This is a genomic window from Pontibacter brevis (assembly GCF_054779655.1).
Map to the genome: position 1 here is coordinate 155,482 of NZ_BAAGXV010000007.1, position 14,985 is coordinate 170,466.

Annotated in this window: 13 protein-coding genes and 1 pseudogene; 13 read left to right on the forward strand and 1 reads right to left on the reverse strand. The window is 48.0% G+C overall.

The window, feature by feature from the left end; genetic code table 11:
- The first annotated feature begins 67 nt into the window (after positions 1-67).
- The 13 genes from ACYVB1_RS02030 (at position 68) to lepB (ending at position 14,667) form a co-directional block, all read left to right on the forward strand.
- Complete coding sequence (locus ACYVB1_RS02030; protein ID WP_460919979.1) at positions 68-2,560, forward strand: zinc-dependent metalloprotease; 2,493 nt, start codon at positions 68-70, stop codon at positions 2,558-2,560.
- A gap of 304 nt (positions 2,561-2,864) precedes the next feature.
- The gene (locus tag ACYVB1_RS02035) at positions 2,865-4,478 is read left to right on the forward strand and encodes a CTP synthase (protein ID WP_460919981.1); all 1,614 of its coding nucleotides are present in this window, start codon (positions 2,865-2,867) and stop codon (positions 4,476-4,478) included.
- Between the two features lie 28 nt (positions 4,479-4,506).
- Positions 4,507-6,336: a membrane protein insertase YidC gene (yidC, locus tag ACYVB1_RS02040; RefSeq protein WP_460919983.1), complete on the forward strand. Its 1,830-nt coding sequence runs from the start codon at positions 4,507-4,509 to the stop codon at positions 6,334-6,336.
- A 95-nt stretch (positions 6,337-6,431) separates the two neighbouring features.
- A complete protein-coding gene (locus tag ACYVB1_RS02045) occupies positions 6,432-7,040 on the forward strand; it encodes a hypothetical protein (protein ID WP_460919985.1) in 609 nt (202 codons plus the stop codon).
- 10 nt (positions 7,041-7,050) lie between these two features.
- Entirely contained in the window at positions 7,051-7,539 is a 489-nt protein-coding gene (locus ACYVB1_RS02050) for a DUF6438 domain-containing protein (RefSeq protein WP_460919987.1), read from the forward strand.
- A 360-nt stretch (positions 7,540-7,899) separates the two neighbouring features.
- A complete protein-coding gene (locus tag ACYVB1_RS02055; RefSeq protein WP_460919989.1) occupies positions 7,900-8,454 on the forward strand; it encodes a YsnF/AvaK domain-containing protein in 555 nt (184 codons plus the stop codon).
- 46 nt (positions 8,455-8,500) lie between these two features.
- The gene (locus ACYVB1_RS02060) at positions 8,501-9,379 is read left to right on the forward strand and encodes a YsnF/AvaK domain-containing protein (protein WP_460919991.1); all 879 of its coding nucleotides are present in this window, start codon (positions 8,501-8,503) and stop codon (positions 9,377-9,379) included.
- Positions 9,380-9,758: 379 nt separating this feature from the next.
- A complete protein-coding gene (locus tag ACYVB1_RS02065; protein ID WP_460919993.1) occupies positions 9,759-10,439 on the forward strand; it encodes a metal-dependent hydrolase in 681 nt (226 codons plus the stop codon).
- Positions 10,440-10,447: 8 nt separating this feature from the next.
- Positions 10,448-11,230: a ParA family protein gene (locus ACYVB1_RS02070; protein WP_460919995.1), complete on the forward strand. Its 783-nt coding sequence runs from the start codon at positions 10,448-10,450 to the stop codon at positions 11,228-11,230.
- Positions 11,231-11,242: 12 nt separating this feature from the next.
- Positions 11,243-12,157, forward strand: coding sequence for a ParB/RepB/Spo0J family partition protein (locus ACYVB1_RS02075; RefSeq protein WP_460919997.1), 915 nt, complete (start codon positions 11,243-11,245; stop codon positions 12,155-12,157).
- 9 nt (positions 12,158-12,166) lie between these two features.
- Positions 12,167-12,832 carry a DUF5683 domain-containing protein gene (locus ACYVB1_RS02080; protein ID WP_460919999.1) on the forward strand — a complete coding sequence of 222 codons (666 nt, stop codon included), beginning with the start codon at positions 12,167-12,169 and terminating at the stop codon, positions 12,830-12,832.
- Entirely contained in the window at positions 12,829-13,545 is a 717-nt protein-coding gene (gene dapB / locus ACYVB1_RS02085; RefSeq protein ID WP_460920001.1) for a 4-hydroxy-tetrahydrodipicolinate reductase, read from the forward strand. The genes ACYVB1_RS02080 and dapB overlap by 4 nt, the downstream gene beginning before the upstream one ends.
- Positions 13,546-13,560: 15 nt before the next feature.
- Positions 13,561-14,667 (forward strand): signal peptidase I, encoded by a 1,107-nt coding sequence (gene lepB, locus ACYVB1_RS02090; protein WP_460920003.1) that lies wholly within the window; start codon positions 13,561-13,563, stop codon positions 14,665-14,667.
- A gap of 26 nt (positions 14,668-14,693) precedes the next feature.
- Here lepB and ACYVB1_RS02095 read toward each other — a convergent pair.
- Positions 14,694-14,985, reverse strand: a pseudogene (locus ACYVB1_RS02095) (transposase); the annotation flags it as partial.

The following is a 14,985-nucleotide window of genomic DNA, read 5'->3' on the forward strand; positions in this document are numbered from 1 at the left end:
AAATCTCTATTTTCGAATTATCAACCTAACACATAACCAACCTAACAAACCAATCTTAACAAACCCGATGCGTAAAAAATTACACTGCGCGCCCATTGTAGCGCTACTCCTGACAGGTTGCACACTGGCCTCACCTGCCACAGCCCAGAAGGACAAGAAAAAAGGCAAAGCCAAACAAGAGGCTACTGCCAGTACACCAGCTAAGAAAGATGACGGTGCCCCAAAGCCTTATGCCGAGGTGATTACGGCGAAAGCTGTGACAGACGATGGTCTTTTTAAGGTACACCGCATGGATGAAAAGTATTTCTACGAAATACCAGACACGCTCCTGAACCGCGACATGCTGATGGTGAGCCGCATTGCCAAAACCGCTAATAACATCGGGTATGGTGGAGAAGAACTGAACACGCAGATGCTGCGCTGGGAGAAAAAAGGGAACCGTGTGCTGCTTCGCGTGATTTCTACTGAAAACGTTGCCGCAGACACACTGGAGATTTTTAACTCCATTCAGAATTCTAATTTAGCACCTGTTGTACAGGCCTTCGACATTAAAGCGTACGGGCAGGGAACACAGGTGGTAGAGGTAACAGACTTCTTCTCGAAGGATGTGCCTGCCCTCGGGTTGGACAAAGACCGCCGCGACAAATACAAGGTGAAGAAGCTGGATGATAAGAGATCCTTCATTGAAAGTGTTAAAAGCTTCCCGCTGAACATTGAGGCGCGCTCGCTCATGACATACGACGCCTCGGATGCCCCATCTAATTCAACGACAGGTACCATATCACTGGAACTGAACCACTCCATGGTACTGCTCCCGAAGAACCCGATGGCTGCCCGCAAATTTGATCAGCGTGTGGGTTACTTCACTATTTCTCAAACTGATTATGGCACAGATGAACAGCGTGCGGCTACCCGCAAGTATATTGTGCGCTGGAGACTGGAGCCAAAAGACGAAGAAGCTTACACCCGTGGCGAACTGGTAGAGCCCAAGAAGCAGATTGTTTACTATATCGACCCGGCCACCCCGATGAAATGGCGCCCTTACCTGAAGCAGGGCGTACAGGACTGGAACAAAGCATTTGAAGCGGCTGGCTTTAAAAATGCCATTGTGGCCAAAGACCCGCCTTCATACGAGGAAGACCCGGAATTCAGCCCGGAGGATGTCCGCTACTCCGTTATCCGCTACTTCTCTTCTGAAACGCAGAACGCCTACGGCCCTAACGTGCACGACCCGCGTTCCGGTGAAATCCTGGAAAGCGATATCGGCTGGTACCACAACGTGATGAACCTGCTGCGCAACTGGTACTTCATCCAGACAGCAGCCGTTAACCCGGATGCCCGTGGCGTAAAGTTCAAAGACGAGGTGATGGGTGAACTGATTCGCTTTGTGGCCGCACACGAGGTAGGCCACACCCTGGGTTTGCCGCACAACATGGGCTCCAGCTCCGCTTACCCGGTAGAAAAGCTGCGTGACCCGGAATTCACTAAAACAATGGGTACTGCCCCTTCCATTATGGACTATGCCCGCTTTAACTATGTGGCACAGCCCGAAGACAAAGGCGTAGCTTTGATGCCTGCCATAGGTGTGTATGATAAACATGCTGTTAAATGGGGTTATACCTACTTCCCGGAGAAAAACGGCTCAGACAACACAGAAAAGCTTTCCGCCTGGATCAAGGAGCATGAAAATGACCCGATGTACCGCTTTGGACGGCAGATGGGGCGCCCGACAGATCCATCGTCCCAGACAGAAGATCTCGGCGACGACGCCATGAAGGCCAGCGCCTATGGTATTGCCAACCTGAAGCGTGTTGTACCAAACCTGATTGCCTGGACAGCCGAGGACAACAAGGACTACAGTGACCTGGAGGAAATGTACCTGCAGGTGCTGGGCCAGTGGAACCGCTACATGGGCCACGTGACCAGCAACATTGGCGGCGTGTACGAAAACTACAAGACCTACGATCAGAAAGGTGACGTTTACAGCACCGTGCCGAAGGAGAAGCAGCAGCGGGCGATGAAGTTCCTGAACGAGCAGAGCTTTGCCACCCCTACCTGGATGCTGGACGAAAACATCCTGCGCAAAATTGAGTCTGCCGGTACAGTTGACCGTGTGCGTAACGCACAGGTAAACGTGCTGAACAACGTGCTGGAGCCAGGTCGTATGGCGCGCATTTTGGAGGCGCAGGCAATGTTGGGCAACAAAACCTACACCCTGCCGGAAATGATGGCTGATTTACGTACCGGTATCTGGTCAGAAATAGCCACAGGCAAGACCATCGACATGTACCGCCGCAACCTGCAGCGTGGCTATATAGAGCGCATGGAATACCTGATGAAGGAAGAGCCGGCTGAGGTATCAGGCAGAGCACGTTCTTTTATGGGGGCTACCCCTGTTAAAGTGTCGCAGTCTGATATCCGCCCGATGGTACGTGGAGAGCTGAACACACTGCGTAACCAGATAAAAGGCTCGCTGGCAAAGACCAAAGACACCATGACAAAGTATCACCTGCAGGATGCCGTGGTACGCATCGACGCAATACTTGACCCCAATAGTTAAGCTGTAGTTGCAACTGAACGGAATGAACCGCCTCAATCTATGATTGGGGCGGTTTTGTTTTATAGTATTTGTGCGCTTTAAATTTGTTAAGGATACTGTCTCTTATGGGTTGTAAACCAGATAACCTGCAGGAAAAACCTGTCGTACCAGCATTCGAACCAGCCCCGCCCCTGCTGCTGAATAATTCTGCAATCAGCTTGAATATTAAGAAAGATATCCTAAGTGCTGTTACATCTGTTGGATAATCGTCAGGATAATAAAATAATTACCGTACCTTTGCAGTCCATAAGACTTACCCTAACTTATGGCTACTAAATATATATTCGTTACAGGCGGCGTAACATCTTCTCTCGGAAAAGGTATCATTTCCGCTTCTCTTGCTAAACTGCTACAAGCGAGAGGTTTCTCTGTAACTATTCAAAAATTCGACCCTTACATTAACATCGACCCGGGCACGCTGAACCCTTACGAACACGGCGAATGCTTTGTAACCGAAGACGGCGCTGAAACCGACCTGGACCTCGGGCACTACGAGCGTTTCCTTAATACCCCTACATCACAGGCAAACAACGTGACCACCGGGCGCATTTACAACCATGTGATTACGCGGGAGCGCGAGGGAGCTTATCTGGGCAAAACAGTACAGGTAATACCCCATATCACAGACGAAATAAAGCGCCGCATGCTGCTTTTAGGGCAGACGGGAGAGTTTGACATTGTGATCACAGAAATTGGTGGCTGTGTGGGTGACATCGAGTCACTGCCGTTTATCGAGGCCTTGCGCCAGTTACGCTGGGAACTGGGTGTGCACGAAACCGCTGTGATTCACCTGACACTGGTGCCTTACCTGCGGGCAGCCGGCGAACTGAAGACAAAGCCAACACAACACTCCGTGCGCACCTTATCTGAGGCTGGTGTTCAGCCGGACATACTGGTATGCCGCTCAGAGCACCCTATTCCTGCAGAAATGCGCAAGAAAATCGCGCTTTTCTGTAACGTGAAAACAAACGCGGTAATTGAGTCTCTGGACGCTGAAACGATATACGACGTACCCTTGCTGATGCGAAAAGAGAAGCTGGATGAGCGCGTAATCAGCAAACTGAAGCTGCCACACAAGGCAGAACCAAACCTGGATAGCTGGAAAGACTTCCTGGGGCGATTAAAGAACCCTACCGCTGAGGTGAACATTGCACTGGTAGGTAAATATGTAGAACTGCCGGATGCGTATAAGTCTATTATAGAGTCTTTTGTGCACGCGGGTTCTGCCAATGAGTGCAAAGTCAACATCAAGTGGTTCCAGTCCGAGAACCTTAACAACGACAATGTTCCCACGCTGTTGAAGCACATGGACGCTGTTTTGGTGGCACCCGGCTTTGGCGAGCGGGGGTTTGCAGGAAAGATAGAGGCTATCCGTTTTGTGCGGGAGAACAATATACCGTTCATGGGTATCTGCCTGGGCATGCAGTGTGCCGCAGTGGAGTTTGCACGAAATGTGCTGGGCTTAGAGGGTGCCGCCTCTACTGAGATGCACCCGGACACGCCACACCCTGTCATCGACATGATGGAAGACCAGAAACAGGTGACACAAATGGGCGGAACAATGCGATTAGGCGCCTATACCTGTGAACTAAAAAGAGGTTCTAAGGCTTATTCTATTTATGGGAAGTCTAAAGTTACGGAGCGCCACAGGCACCGTTATGAATTCAACAACAAGTACCTGGCCGCCTTTGAAGAGGCAGGCATGGTTGCTTCCGGTATCAACCCGGATACAGGCCTGGTGGAAGTTATAGAACTGCAGAACCACCCCTGGTTTGTTGCGGCACAGTATCACCCGGAGTTAAAGAGTACCGCGCTGACCCCTCACCCGCTTTTTGTAAAGTTTGTAAAAGCGGCCATTAATAACGCTAAATCTAAATAAGCACAAATAACACTTCAAACTTTAGTAAATGGATAGAAATCAAGCAATTGGCTTTGGATTGATTGCCGTGTTGCTACTGGCATACACGTTCTTCTTTTCAAGTCCGGAACCAGCCCAGCAAGCGGAGGTTATACAGGACACAGCCAAGGTAGAACAACTGCAGCAAACAGCAGTTGTGGAAGACGACTCGCTGGCACAGGCCCGCAGAGCTAGCGCTCTGGGTGCTTTTGGCGCTGCCGCAACCGGTGAGGCGACAACAACAACTCTCGAAAACCAGAACATGCGCGTTACCTTCAGCTCCAAAGGCGGACAGGTAGAGGAAGTGCTGCTGAAGAACTACAAAACGTACCAGGGCGACACACTGGTGCTCTTCGACAGGGAAAGCAGCAATACAGATATCGCCTTCACCACCAATGATGGGAAAGCGGTGAAGTTTTCAGATTTGTATTTTACAGCTTCTGATGTAAGAGAGGTACAGGGGGAGAACGGCATCTCGGGCAAAACAATCTCTTTCCAGGCGCAACTGGGCAATGGCCAGTATATTGAGCAGGTGTATACGCTGTATGATGAGAACTTCCTGATGGGCTACAAGCTTAACTTCGAAGGTCTGGCAAATCAGGTAAGTGGAAATACCATGACGTTCACCTGGACTGACAAGCTGAAGCAACTGGAGCGTGACCTGAAGCAGAACCGGGCAAAGTCAACTATCAACTACTATACTGCTGAAGAGGACTTTGACTACCTTTCTATTTCGGAAACAACGGAAACAGAAACAGTAGAGCAACCACTAAAGTGGGTAGCCAACAAGCAGAACTTCTTTACAGCGGGTATTATTGCTGGCAACCAGTTTGCCGGCGCCAAAATGGAGACTTCTGTGGATGAGGCTGATACCACTGTTGTGAAAACCCTGGCCTCCCAGATTCAGATACCAGCACAGGATGTATTATCAGGCAACGGGGAGTTTATGTTCTACTTCGGCCCGAATGATTACAACATCCTGAAACAAATCGGCAACGATTTCGACAGGAACCTTGACTTGGGCTGGGGAATTTTCTCTTACGTAAACAAGTGGCTGATCATCCCTGCCTTCGACTTCCTGGAGAACTACATCACCAACTACGGCATCATCATCATGCTGCTGGTGCTCTACATTAAAACCATTCTCTTCCCGCTGACTTACAAGTCTTACATCTCGATGGCGAAGATGAAGGTGCTGAAGCCAGAGATTGACGCCATCAAGGAGCGCAATGATGGAGACATGCAGAAGACGCAGATGGAGACGATGAAACTCTACCAGGAGATGGGGGTAAACCCGATGAGTGGCTGTATACCAATGCTGCTGCAGATACCTATCCTGTTTGCGATGTTCAACTTCTTCCCGAACTCTATTGAACTGCGCCAGGAGGCATTCTTGTGGGCAAGTGACCTTTCTACTTACGATGTGTTTGCCAGGCTGCCGTTCACGATTCCGTTTTATGGCAACCACGTGAGTATGTTTACGTTGCTCATGACAGCTTCTACCATCCTATATACCTGGTCTAACAACCAGATGAACACCATGCAGGGCCCAATGAAGTTTTACAGCTACCTGATGCCTGTTATCTTCATGTTCGTGCTGAACTCCTTCCCTGCTGGTCTTTCTTTCTACTATTTCGTTTCTAACATTGTAACATTTGGTCAGCAGGCTGCTATCCGCGCGTTTGTAGATGAAGGCACAGTAAGAGCGAAACTGGAAGAGAACAAGCACAAGATAAAGGAGAAGAAAAAAACAGGTGGGCCTTCTTTTGCCGAGCGTATGCAGGAAGCAATGCGTCAGGCCTCTGAGAAAGAGCAACTGAAGCGTAAAGCAAAGAAATAAGCTTAGCCTATACATCTATATAAAAAAAGCCTTTCCGGATGCGGAGAGGCTTTTTTATTGGCTATACTTGTGCATGGCCCGTATGTAGAGGTACTATGAATTTGATGTTACAGAAATCTAAATCAGCGAAGCTGCTCTTTTTCCTCTTGTCGCTAACTATAGTCAGTTGCCAGTCTAACACAGAAGAGGGCTCTATTGCCAGCACGCACCCGGAGTTGGCCAAACAACTGGAAAAGGATTCGGTGACCATGCCAATCTCGGACAACCAGAACCCGGACCTCTACCAGCGGTACCGCATCACGATGGAAGAGTACGAGCGCAGCGGGCGGTATGACGTAGGCGACATGTACAGGGGCAGACTAGCTCCTCTGGACGAAAGCAGCCACGCCGACACCCGCACCTACCGGAGAGCCCTGAGAGAAGGCCTGGAAGCAGGTATAAATTTCGCTGGAAGGTATACGGTGGTAACAGTTGGCTGTGGCACCAGCTGCCAGCAGCATTATGTGGTAGACAGGGAAAACGGCAAGGTGCTGGACAAACTACAAAGCAGTGCAGGAGCAAGCTATGCACCGGATAGCCGCCTTTTTATCATCAATCCGCCTGATTCAACCCTTAACTACAATGAATGCCGTGGCTGTGAGCCTGAAGCTTATATCTTTGAAGACGACCAGTTCCGAAAGCTGACTGATACGGAAGTAAAATAGCAAAACGAACATGCGAAGAGTAGTTGTTTTCTTCCTCATAAGCTTCCAGTGGATGCTTGTCATGAGTTGTAACACGGGAAAAGGAATGCCTAACGCAGCCGCAGCTCAGGACAAAGAACTGCTTTTGCTCTTTCAGAAAACACCCTGCCTTGGCAACTGCCCCGCCTATAACGCCACTATCTATGATAACGGCAGCATCTCGTTTGTTGAATTTAAAAACGCACTCGCCCAGGATACCTTACAGCTACAGTTGTCGGATAAAGAACTGCAACAACTGAAACGAGAAATTGCGGCTTTAGACTATAAGAAGTTACAAGACAGGTACCTCACGCAGTGGAGTGATATTTCCTCCACCTACCTTACTTTCTTTGAGGCTGGCAAAGAGGCAAAGCGGGTGAAGCATGAGGAAGGTGGTCCCCGGCAGCTGATAAAGTTTCAGGAGTGGCTTCATCAGATAATATGGCAACGGGCAGAAGAGAAAAAAACACCTACGTATTAGTACATAGCAATGCTTTCACTTTCTTGTTCCGATAAATTACGAGCAACATGTAGGTGTCTCACCGTGGCCTGTCCTTACCTCCTGTTTCTGCTTCTTTAACCCACTTAATTGCTACATTCTCGCTTATTTATTGCACTGGATTCACCACATACCTATGTTTTGGTGCCGATCCTGGAGCAGCAAGTATGGGTACAATCTACTGAGAAAGAGGAGAAATCAAGCCTGCATCCTACAGCCTCTCATTGTACTGATTCCGTATTTTTCCCAACAATTACTACTTAGCGCCGTAAGAAAATATAGAAAGTTTAATAATCAAGAACTCGGCAAAGCTATATTTTTATATGGCCATACTCAAATAAAATGAAGGATTCATCAAATAAAATACAATCTGAGTTTGAGCAGAAACTCAGGGAAAGCGGGACACTGAACAGCAACTCTAAAACAGTTACAAATGAGCCTGACAACCTTGCCGGCAAGCCGGTGAGGGAGACAGACACAGCAGACAGAAATGCTCGGGACAGGCAGCAGCCTGAGATGATTCCTGTAGTAGAAGAACAGGTCAGGATAGACAAAAAAACTGTAGAGACAGGCAGCGTGCATGTACATAAAGATGTGCACGAGGAGGAAGTTACGGTAGATGTCCCGACTGTTCATGAGGAAGTAAGTGTTGAGCGGGTTCCGATAAATGAATACGTTGATACGCCTCCACCCCCTGTTCGCCATGAAGGCGAAGTAATGATCATTCCTGTACTAAAGGAAGAACTGGTTGTTGTGAAGCGCCTGAAGCTGGTAGAGGAACTGCACGTAACAAAACGCAGGCACGAAACCCACGAAAATCAACACATCACACTTCGAAAAGAAGAAGTGAAAGTAAGCCGGGTTGACTTAGACAAAGAAAACCCAAACAAAGTCTGAGAAACAGACTTGACAATGTATAACATAAACCAAAAATAACCAAACTATGAAAGGACAAACAGTAATAGGAATATTCGATTATGGAGTAGATGCTCAGATGGCAGCACAACAGCTAATGTCTAACGGCATCCCAGAAAATAACATTGACATTGCCGTAAGAGGCGCAAGAGATAACAATACGGCGAACACAGCAAACACTGCTACTGCTGCAAACACAACTGCTGACCGACCAAATCCAACTGCTTCTACAGCAACTGGTCCGAATGCAACCACAACACCTAACCCGAACGCATCTGCCGCAAACAGAACAGATAACGACGGTAACTTCTTTAGCTCCTTGTTTACAGATAACGATGATAGGAATAAGTATTCTGAAGTTGCCCAGCATGGTTCTATTGTAACGGTACATGCCGAAACAAGAGACCAGGCACAGCGTGCAGCGGAACTACTTGACAAATGTGGAGCTATAGATGTGGACGAACGTGCCGAAAAGTACAAGTCTATGCCACGTGAGAAGAGAGCACAATGGATTAACTCTTCTATACCTGTAGTGCAGGAGCAAATGAAAGTAGGGAAGCGGGAAGTAGAAACAGGCGGCGTACGCTTGAGAAGCCGCATTATCGAAAAACCGGTAGAAGAGCACCTGCGCCTGCGTGAAGAGCACGTACGTGTTGAACGTAACCCGGTAAACCGCCCTGCTAACGAGCAAGACTTAGCCACTTTCAAGAAAGGTGACAAAGAATTTATAGAGCGTGCAGAGGTACCAATGGTAGACAAACAAGCCCGCGTGGTAGAAGAAGTAAACATTGGCAAGCAAACCAGCACACGCGAAGAAACCATTCGCGATACCGTGAAAAAGCAGGATGTAGAGGTTGACAAGATAAATACAAAGAACGACCCGAAGACGGGTCCTGCAACTAAGTAAAATGCTTTTCTGACAGTAGATTTGCACTGTTAAGCATAATAGGGCAGCTGAAATTCATCAGCTGCCCTATTTTTGTTTGCACAAGAAAAGGAAGTTGCCAAAGGCAGCTTCTAATCCTTTGGCATGCACTAACAGGTTGTAAGCTGCCGGGGGAAGTCTCTTGCCTGAGGCGGTGGAAAATCACGGGAGAATATACCGAACAACTTGTTTGTCCGTTGTATTTTCAGAGGGCTACTATTGGCAATTAAGTGCTCCGGCATGTGCATAAAAATATACAGCCAGTTCAGAATTGCATCAGCCTTTATGGGTAAAAAAATGTATCTTTGTGCAAGTTTAAAGTATCTTGCAAAGCTCAAGAAAACCCTAAAACAGTAACACTATGAAAATAACGTACTACGGTCAGTCTTGTTTCTTATTTGAAATCGGAGCGCATCGCGTGCTGTTCGATCCGTTCATCTCCCCAAACGAGCTAGCTTCCCAAATAGACGTTAACGACATAAAAGCGGATTATATCCTGCTCTCCCATGGCCACCAGGATCATGTGCACGATGCAGAGCAGATTGCCAATAATAACAAAGCCACCATTGTTGCCATCCATGAGATTGCGACCTGGTATGGTAACAAAGGAGTAGAAAACACACACCCTATGAACATTGGAGGCAAGGTGACGCTTCCTTTCGGCACGGTGAAAATGGTCAACGCTGTGCACTCCAGTTCTTTGCCAGACGGTTCAAACGGCGGGATTGCAGCAGGCTTTGTCGTAGAAACAGAAAACCAGGCTTTTTACTTCGCCGGCGACACAGCCCTGACCTACGACATGAAGCTTATACCGGAGCAGTTTGATTTGGATTTTGCACTGCTTCCTATCGGCGATAACTTTACAATGGATATACATGATGCCATGGTTGCCGCTGACTTTGTGCAGGTAGACACAGTGATTGGGATGCACTACGATACCTTCCCGTACATCAGGATAGACAAAGAACAGGTGAAGGAAGTGGCGAAGATGGTAGACAAGGAACTTATTTTGATGGAGATAGGTCAAACTATAAATCTCTAATTTTTATAATGGGAAAAATAATTGCGGTTGCTAACCAAAAAGGTGGGGTTGGTAAAACCACCACCGCCATTAACCTGGCGGCAAGCCTGGCAGCTCTCGAATTCAAGACTTTACTCGTCGATGCAGACCCGCAGGCAAATGCCACTTCCGGTCTGGGCTTCGATCCGGCTACTATTACCAGCAGCATCTATGAGTGCATGGTGGAGGATGTAAAAGCGGAGGAGATAATCCTGCAATCGCCAAACATTGATTACCTTGACCTCATCCCATCGCATATCGACCTGGTGGGTGCAGAGGTTGAAATGATCAACGTGCCTAACCGCGAGGAAAAAATGCGGGAGGCCCTGAAAAGCCTGAAGCAAAACTACGACTACATTATCATCGACTGCTCCCCTTCTTTGGGATTAATCACTGTGAACTCACTTACAGCCGCAGACTCCGTGGTTATCCCGGTGCAGTGTGAGTATTTCGCCCTAGAGGGCTTAGGCAAACTCCTGAACACGATCAAAATCATCCAGTCGCGCCTCAATACAGATTTAGCCATTGAAGGTATCCTGCTGACGATGTACGATGTGCGCCTGCGCCTGAGCAACCAGGTAGTGGAAGAAGTGAAAACACACTTCCAGCAGATGGTGTTCGATACCATCATTCCTAGAAACGTGAAATTGAGCGAGTCTCCAAGCTTTGGTATACCTGCCCTGCTGCATGATGCAGAAAGCAAGGGTGCCCTGAGCTATCTTAACTTAGCCCGCGAAATTGCAGAGAAGAACAGTGTAGCGCTGGCTAAATAATTTTACCATTACATGTCTGACAACAAAAAACCTGCAGTTAAACGCACAGGCGGCCTCGGAAGAGGTCTTGGCTCTCTATTGGAGGGTAACAAATACACTGGGAAAACCGAGTCTTCCACTATAAACGAAGTTAATACCATCGCAGATATAGCCATAGATCAAATCCAGACAAACCCTTTCCAGCCGCGTACCCACTTCGACCAAACAGCGCTGGAAGAATTGGCGGAGTCTATTAAAGTACAGGGAATTATACAGCCCATTACGGTAAGGCAATTAGACCAGAACAGCTACCAGCTGATTTCAGGTGAACGACGTTACCAGGCATCGAAAATTGCCGGCCTTACCGTTATTCCTGCCTACATCCGCAAGGCAGACGACCAGCAGATGCTGGAGATGGCCCTCATTGAAAACATTCAGCGTGAAAACCTGAATGCAATTGAAATTGCCCTCTCCTATCAGCGCCTGCTGTCGGAGTGCAGTTTAAAGCAGGAGGAATTAGGTGACCGTGTAGGTAAAAAGCGTACGACCGTTACCAATTACCTGCGCCTGCTAAAGCTGCCACCGGATATCCAGATTGCCCTGCGCGACAACGTTATCAGCATGGGTCATGCCCGCGCACTTATCAATATTGATACAGTAGAGAAACAGCTGGATGTATTTAAAGAAGTAGTTGCCAAGGAACTGTCTGTTCGTAAAGTAGAGGAGCTGGTACGGAACCTACAGAATGCCAATAAAAAACCAGACCCACAGCAAAAGCTGCAGTTCAACAAATACGAGGGAGAACTGAAAAACGTAGAATCACGTCTGTCTTCCCAGTTCGGCACTAAAATACAGGTAAAGGCAAACAACGACGGAAAGGGTGAGATCAAAATCCCTTTCCTGTCGGTGGACGAGCTGAACCGTATTTTGGATATTTTAAACTACTAAGAAAATTACATGAGGCTGTACACCGGCATTGCCGCACTGCTATTGGGTATACTGCTTTGCTATACTCCTGCTAGCGCGCAGGTAATAACCGAGGGTGCAGATTCTGTGCGCGTGCTTGTTCCTGACACGCTAAATCAAGAAAAAGGCTTCTTTTTAAGCAATCTCAAAGACCTGGACCGGCCAGGCAAAGCGGCTTTATATTCCGCTATTCTGCCTGGAGCCGGGCAGTTTTACAACAGGGCGTACTGGAAAGTACCAATAGTTTATGCAACGGGTGCCGTGCTCGGCTACTTCCTGTTTAACAACCACCAGAATTACGAAAGTTACCGAACCGCTATTATTCAGCGAGTAGACGGCGACCCAAACACTGTGGATGAATACGCGGACCACCCCTACCTGGGAGTGAGCAACGGAACAACACCGGGTAGCTCCGCTTACAATAACCTGAAGTACCGCCGTGACTATTACCGCCGCAACAGGGATCTGACCATTTTACTTTCTATTGGTGCCCATGCGCTGCAGATTGCTGAAGCTTACGTACATGCCCACCTCAAGGAGTTTGACGTGAGTGATAATCTGGCACTACGCATTAATCCCGGTATAGTACCTGTTGCCTCTGTCAATAACTCCATGGCACCTGCTATAACATTTACATTATACACCCGAACCAAATGAAAATTCTCCTGATAGGCTACGGCAAAATGGGTAGAACCATTGAGCAGACGGCTTTGGCAAAAGGCCACGACATCATTGGCAAAATAGACCATGATAATGCTGATGAATTAAAAAATTATACTTCTGAGAACACAGACGTAGCCATTGAATTCACACATCCTGAGTCTGCATTCGGCAATGTATCGTATTGCCTGGTGCACGGCATTCCGGTGGTATCTGGCTCTACGGGTTGGCTGCACAAGTTTGAGGAAGCCGTTACTTTGTGCCTCAAGCAGAAAGGAGCCTTCTTTTATGCTTCAAACTATAGCGTGGGTGTTAACCTGTTCTTTCATTTTAATGAATACATTGCTAGTAAAATGCAGGCTTACAAGGCTTATGATGTATCCATTAAGGAGGTACATCACCTGCAGAAAGTAGATAAACCAAGCGGTACCGGTATCACTGCCGCAGAAGGCATTTTGTCCAGCTACACAAATTTAGAAGGATGGGTGTCTGATAATCCGGAAGAAAAAACTAAATTAAACATTGCTTCAGAGCGTGAACCGGATGTAGTGGGCACACACATTGTTACCTACAGCTCTGAGGTAGACCAAATCGAACTCGGCCATATAGCCCACAGCCGCGCAGGATTTGCCGAAGGTGCCGTAATGGCAGCGGAGTGGCTGGTTGGCCGCGAGGGCGTGTATGGCATGAAGGACATGCTAAACCTGTAACCATAGCTATTGCAGATGAAAGTGAAATTCTGGGAAAAAGAACCAGTGACAAAGGCACCGAAAAAAAAGAAGAGCTTTGCCCGTGAGTGGGGCGACGCAATTCTTTTTGCAGTGGTGGCAGCCAGTTTAATCCGCTGGGCAACATTTGAAGCCTATACCATTCCTACTCCGTCTATGGAGAAGTCTTTGCTGGTAGGCGATTTCCTTTTTGTAAGCAAGCTGCACTACGGTCCGCGCACCCCCATTACACCCTTACAGGTTCCTTTAACGCATCAGACTATCTGGGGCACTAACATCCCCTCCTATTCCGATGCCATCCAACTGGAGCCGCACCGCCTTCCTGGTTTTTCTGAGGTAAAGCACAACGATGTGGTGGTTTTCAATTACCCACCGGAAGAAGAACACCCTGCCGACCTGCGAACCAACTACATCAAACGTGCTATCGGCTTACCCGGCGATTCGCTGCAGTTAAAAGATATGCAGGTGTATATCAACGGAAATGCGGTTTCCGCGCCAGAAAGGGTGCAGTATAAATACCTGCTGGTGCCGAATACGCAGCTTTCAGAGAAGTTTTTCCAGGACCGCAATATCAACCTGCGCGACGTCTACCCTTATGAAAACGGATACGTGGTGGATGCATCACCGGAGCTGGCTGCAGAAATGGCAAAGCTAAACTTCATCACTGATGTTATTCTGCTGAAGGACTTGGCTGGCAAGGCTGACCCGGAAGTATTCCCGCATTTGCCGAGCCGTTATGAATGGAACAAAGACAACTACGGTCCAATCTATATTCCGAAAGAAGGCGCTACGGTGGCAATCACCCCTGAAACGCTGCCTTTTTACGAAAAGGTTATTCTGGAATATGAGCGCAACGAGAATGCAGAGGTACGTGACGGAAAACTGATTATCAATGGCAGTGAAGTAAACGAATATACCTTTAAGCAGAACTATTATTTTATGATGGGCGATAACCGCCACAACTCCATGGACTCCCGTTATTGGGGCTATGTACCGGAAGACCATATTGTAGGTAAGGCCGTGATGATATGGATGTCTACCAACCCTGAAGGCAGTCTCTTTAGCAGAATCCGCTGGAACCGAATCTTTAAGTCAATAGAGTAATTCAAATAAAACACAAAAAACATGAATCATCCCGAACTTTTTAACCGGGAGTAGGCGGTAAATTCATTGAGGATGTTGGCCAGCGCCAATCGGATACGGTAAAGCGGTGTAGAGGCTTCTCTATACCGCTTTCCTGTTCTATGGCAGCCCTGCCGCAGCAGTTGCTTCACCCTTTCTGTTAGCCGCTCCTCGAGCAAAGAGAGCAGGAAAGCATACACCAGCGTCACAGTCTGCAGCAGCTTCATCCTGTTTTCCCAGAACCAGAGCCGGCAGCTCTCCATTCCCAGCTCTGATTTGGAGAATCGGAAGCTCTGCTCT

Bases quoted from the DNA above. Each gene is read 5' to 3' on its own strand.
- ACYVB1_RS02030 (WP_460919979.1), top strand. From the start codon at position 68: ATGCGTAAAAAATTACACTGCGCGCCCATTGTAGCGCTACTCCTGACA.
- ACYVB1_RS02035 (WP_460919981.1), top strand. From the start codon at position 2,865: ATGGCTACTAAATATATATTCGTTACAGGCGGCGTAACATCTTCTCTC.
- yidC (WP_460919983.1), top strand. From the start codon at position 4,507: ATGGATAGAAATCAAGCAATTGGCTTTGGATTGATTGCCGTGTTGCTA.
- ACYVB1_RS02045 (WP_460919985.1), top strand. From the start codon at position 6,432: ATGAATTTGATGTTACAGAAATCTAAATCAGCGAAGCTGCTCTTTTTC.
- ACYVB1_RS02050 (WP_460919987.1), top strand. From the start codon at position 7,051: ATGCGAAGAGTAGTTGTTTTCTTCCTCATAAGCTTCCAGTGGATGCTT.
- ACYVB1_RS02055 (WP_460919989.1), top strand. From the start codon at position 7,900: ATGAAGGATTCATCAAATAAAATACAATCTGAGTTTGAGCAGAAACTC.
- ACYVB1_RS02060 (WP_460919991.1), top strand. From the start codon at position 8,501: ATGAAAGGACAAACAGTAATAGGAATATTCGATTATGGAGTAGATGCT.
- ACYVB1_RS02065 (WP_460919993.1), top strand. From the start codon at position 9,759: ATGAAAATAACGTACTACGGTCAGTCTTGTTTCTTATTTGAAATCGGA.
- ACYVB1_RS02070 (WP_460919995.1), top strand. From the start codon at position 10,448: ATGGGAAAAATAATTGCGGTTGCTAACCAAAAAGGTGGGGTTGGTAAA.
- ACYVB1_RS02075 (WP_460919997.1), top strand. From the start codon at position 11,243: ATGTCTGACAACAAAAAACCTGCAGTTAAACGCACAGGCGGCCTCGGA.
- ACYVB1_RS02080 (WP_460919999.1), top strand. From the start codon at position 12,167: ATGAGGCTGTACACCGGCATTGCCGCACTGCTATTGGGTATACTGCTT.
- dapB (WP_460920001.1), top strand. From the start codon at position 12,829: ATGAAAATTCTCCTGATAGGCTACGGCAAAATGGGTAGAACCATTGAG.
- lepB (WP_460920003.1), top strand. From the start codon at position 13,561: ATGAAAGTGAAATTCTGGGAAAAAGAACCAGTGACAAAGGCACCGAAA.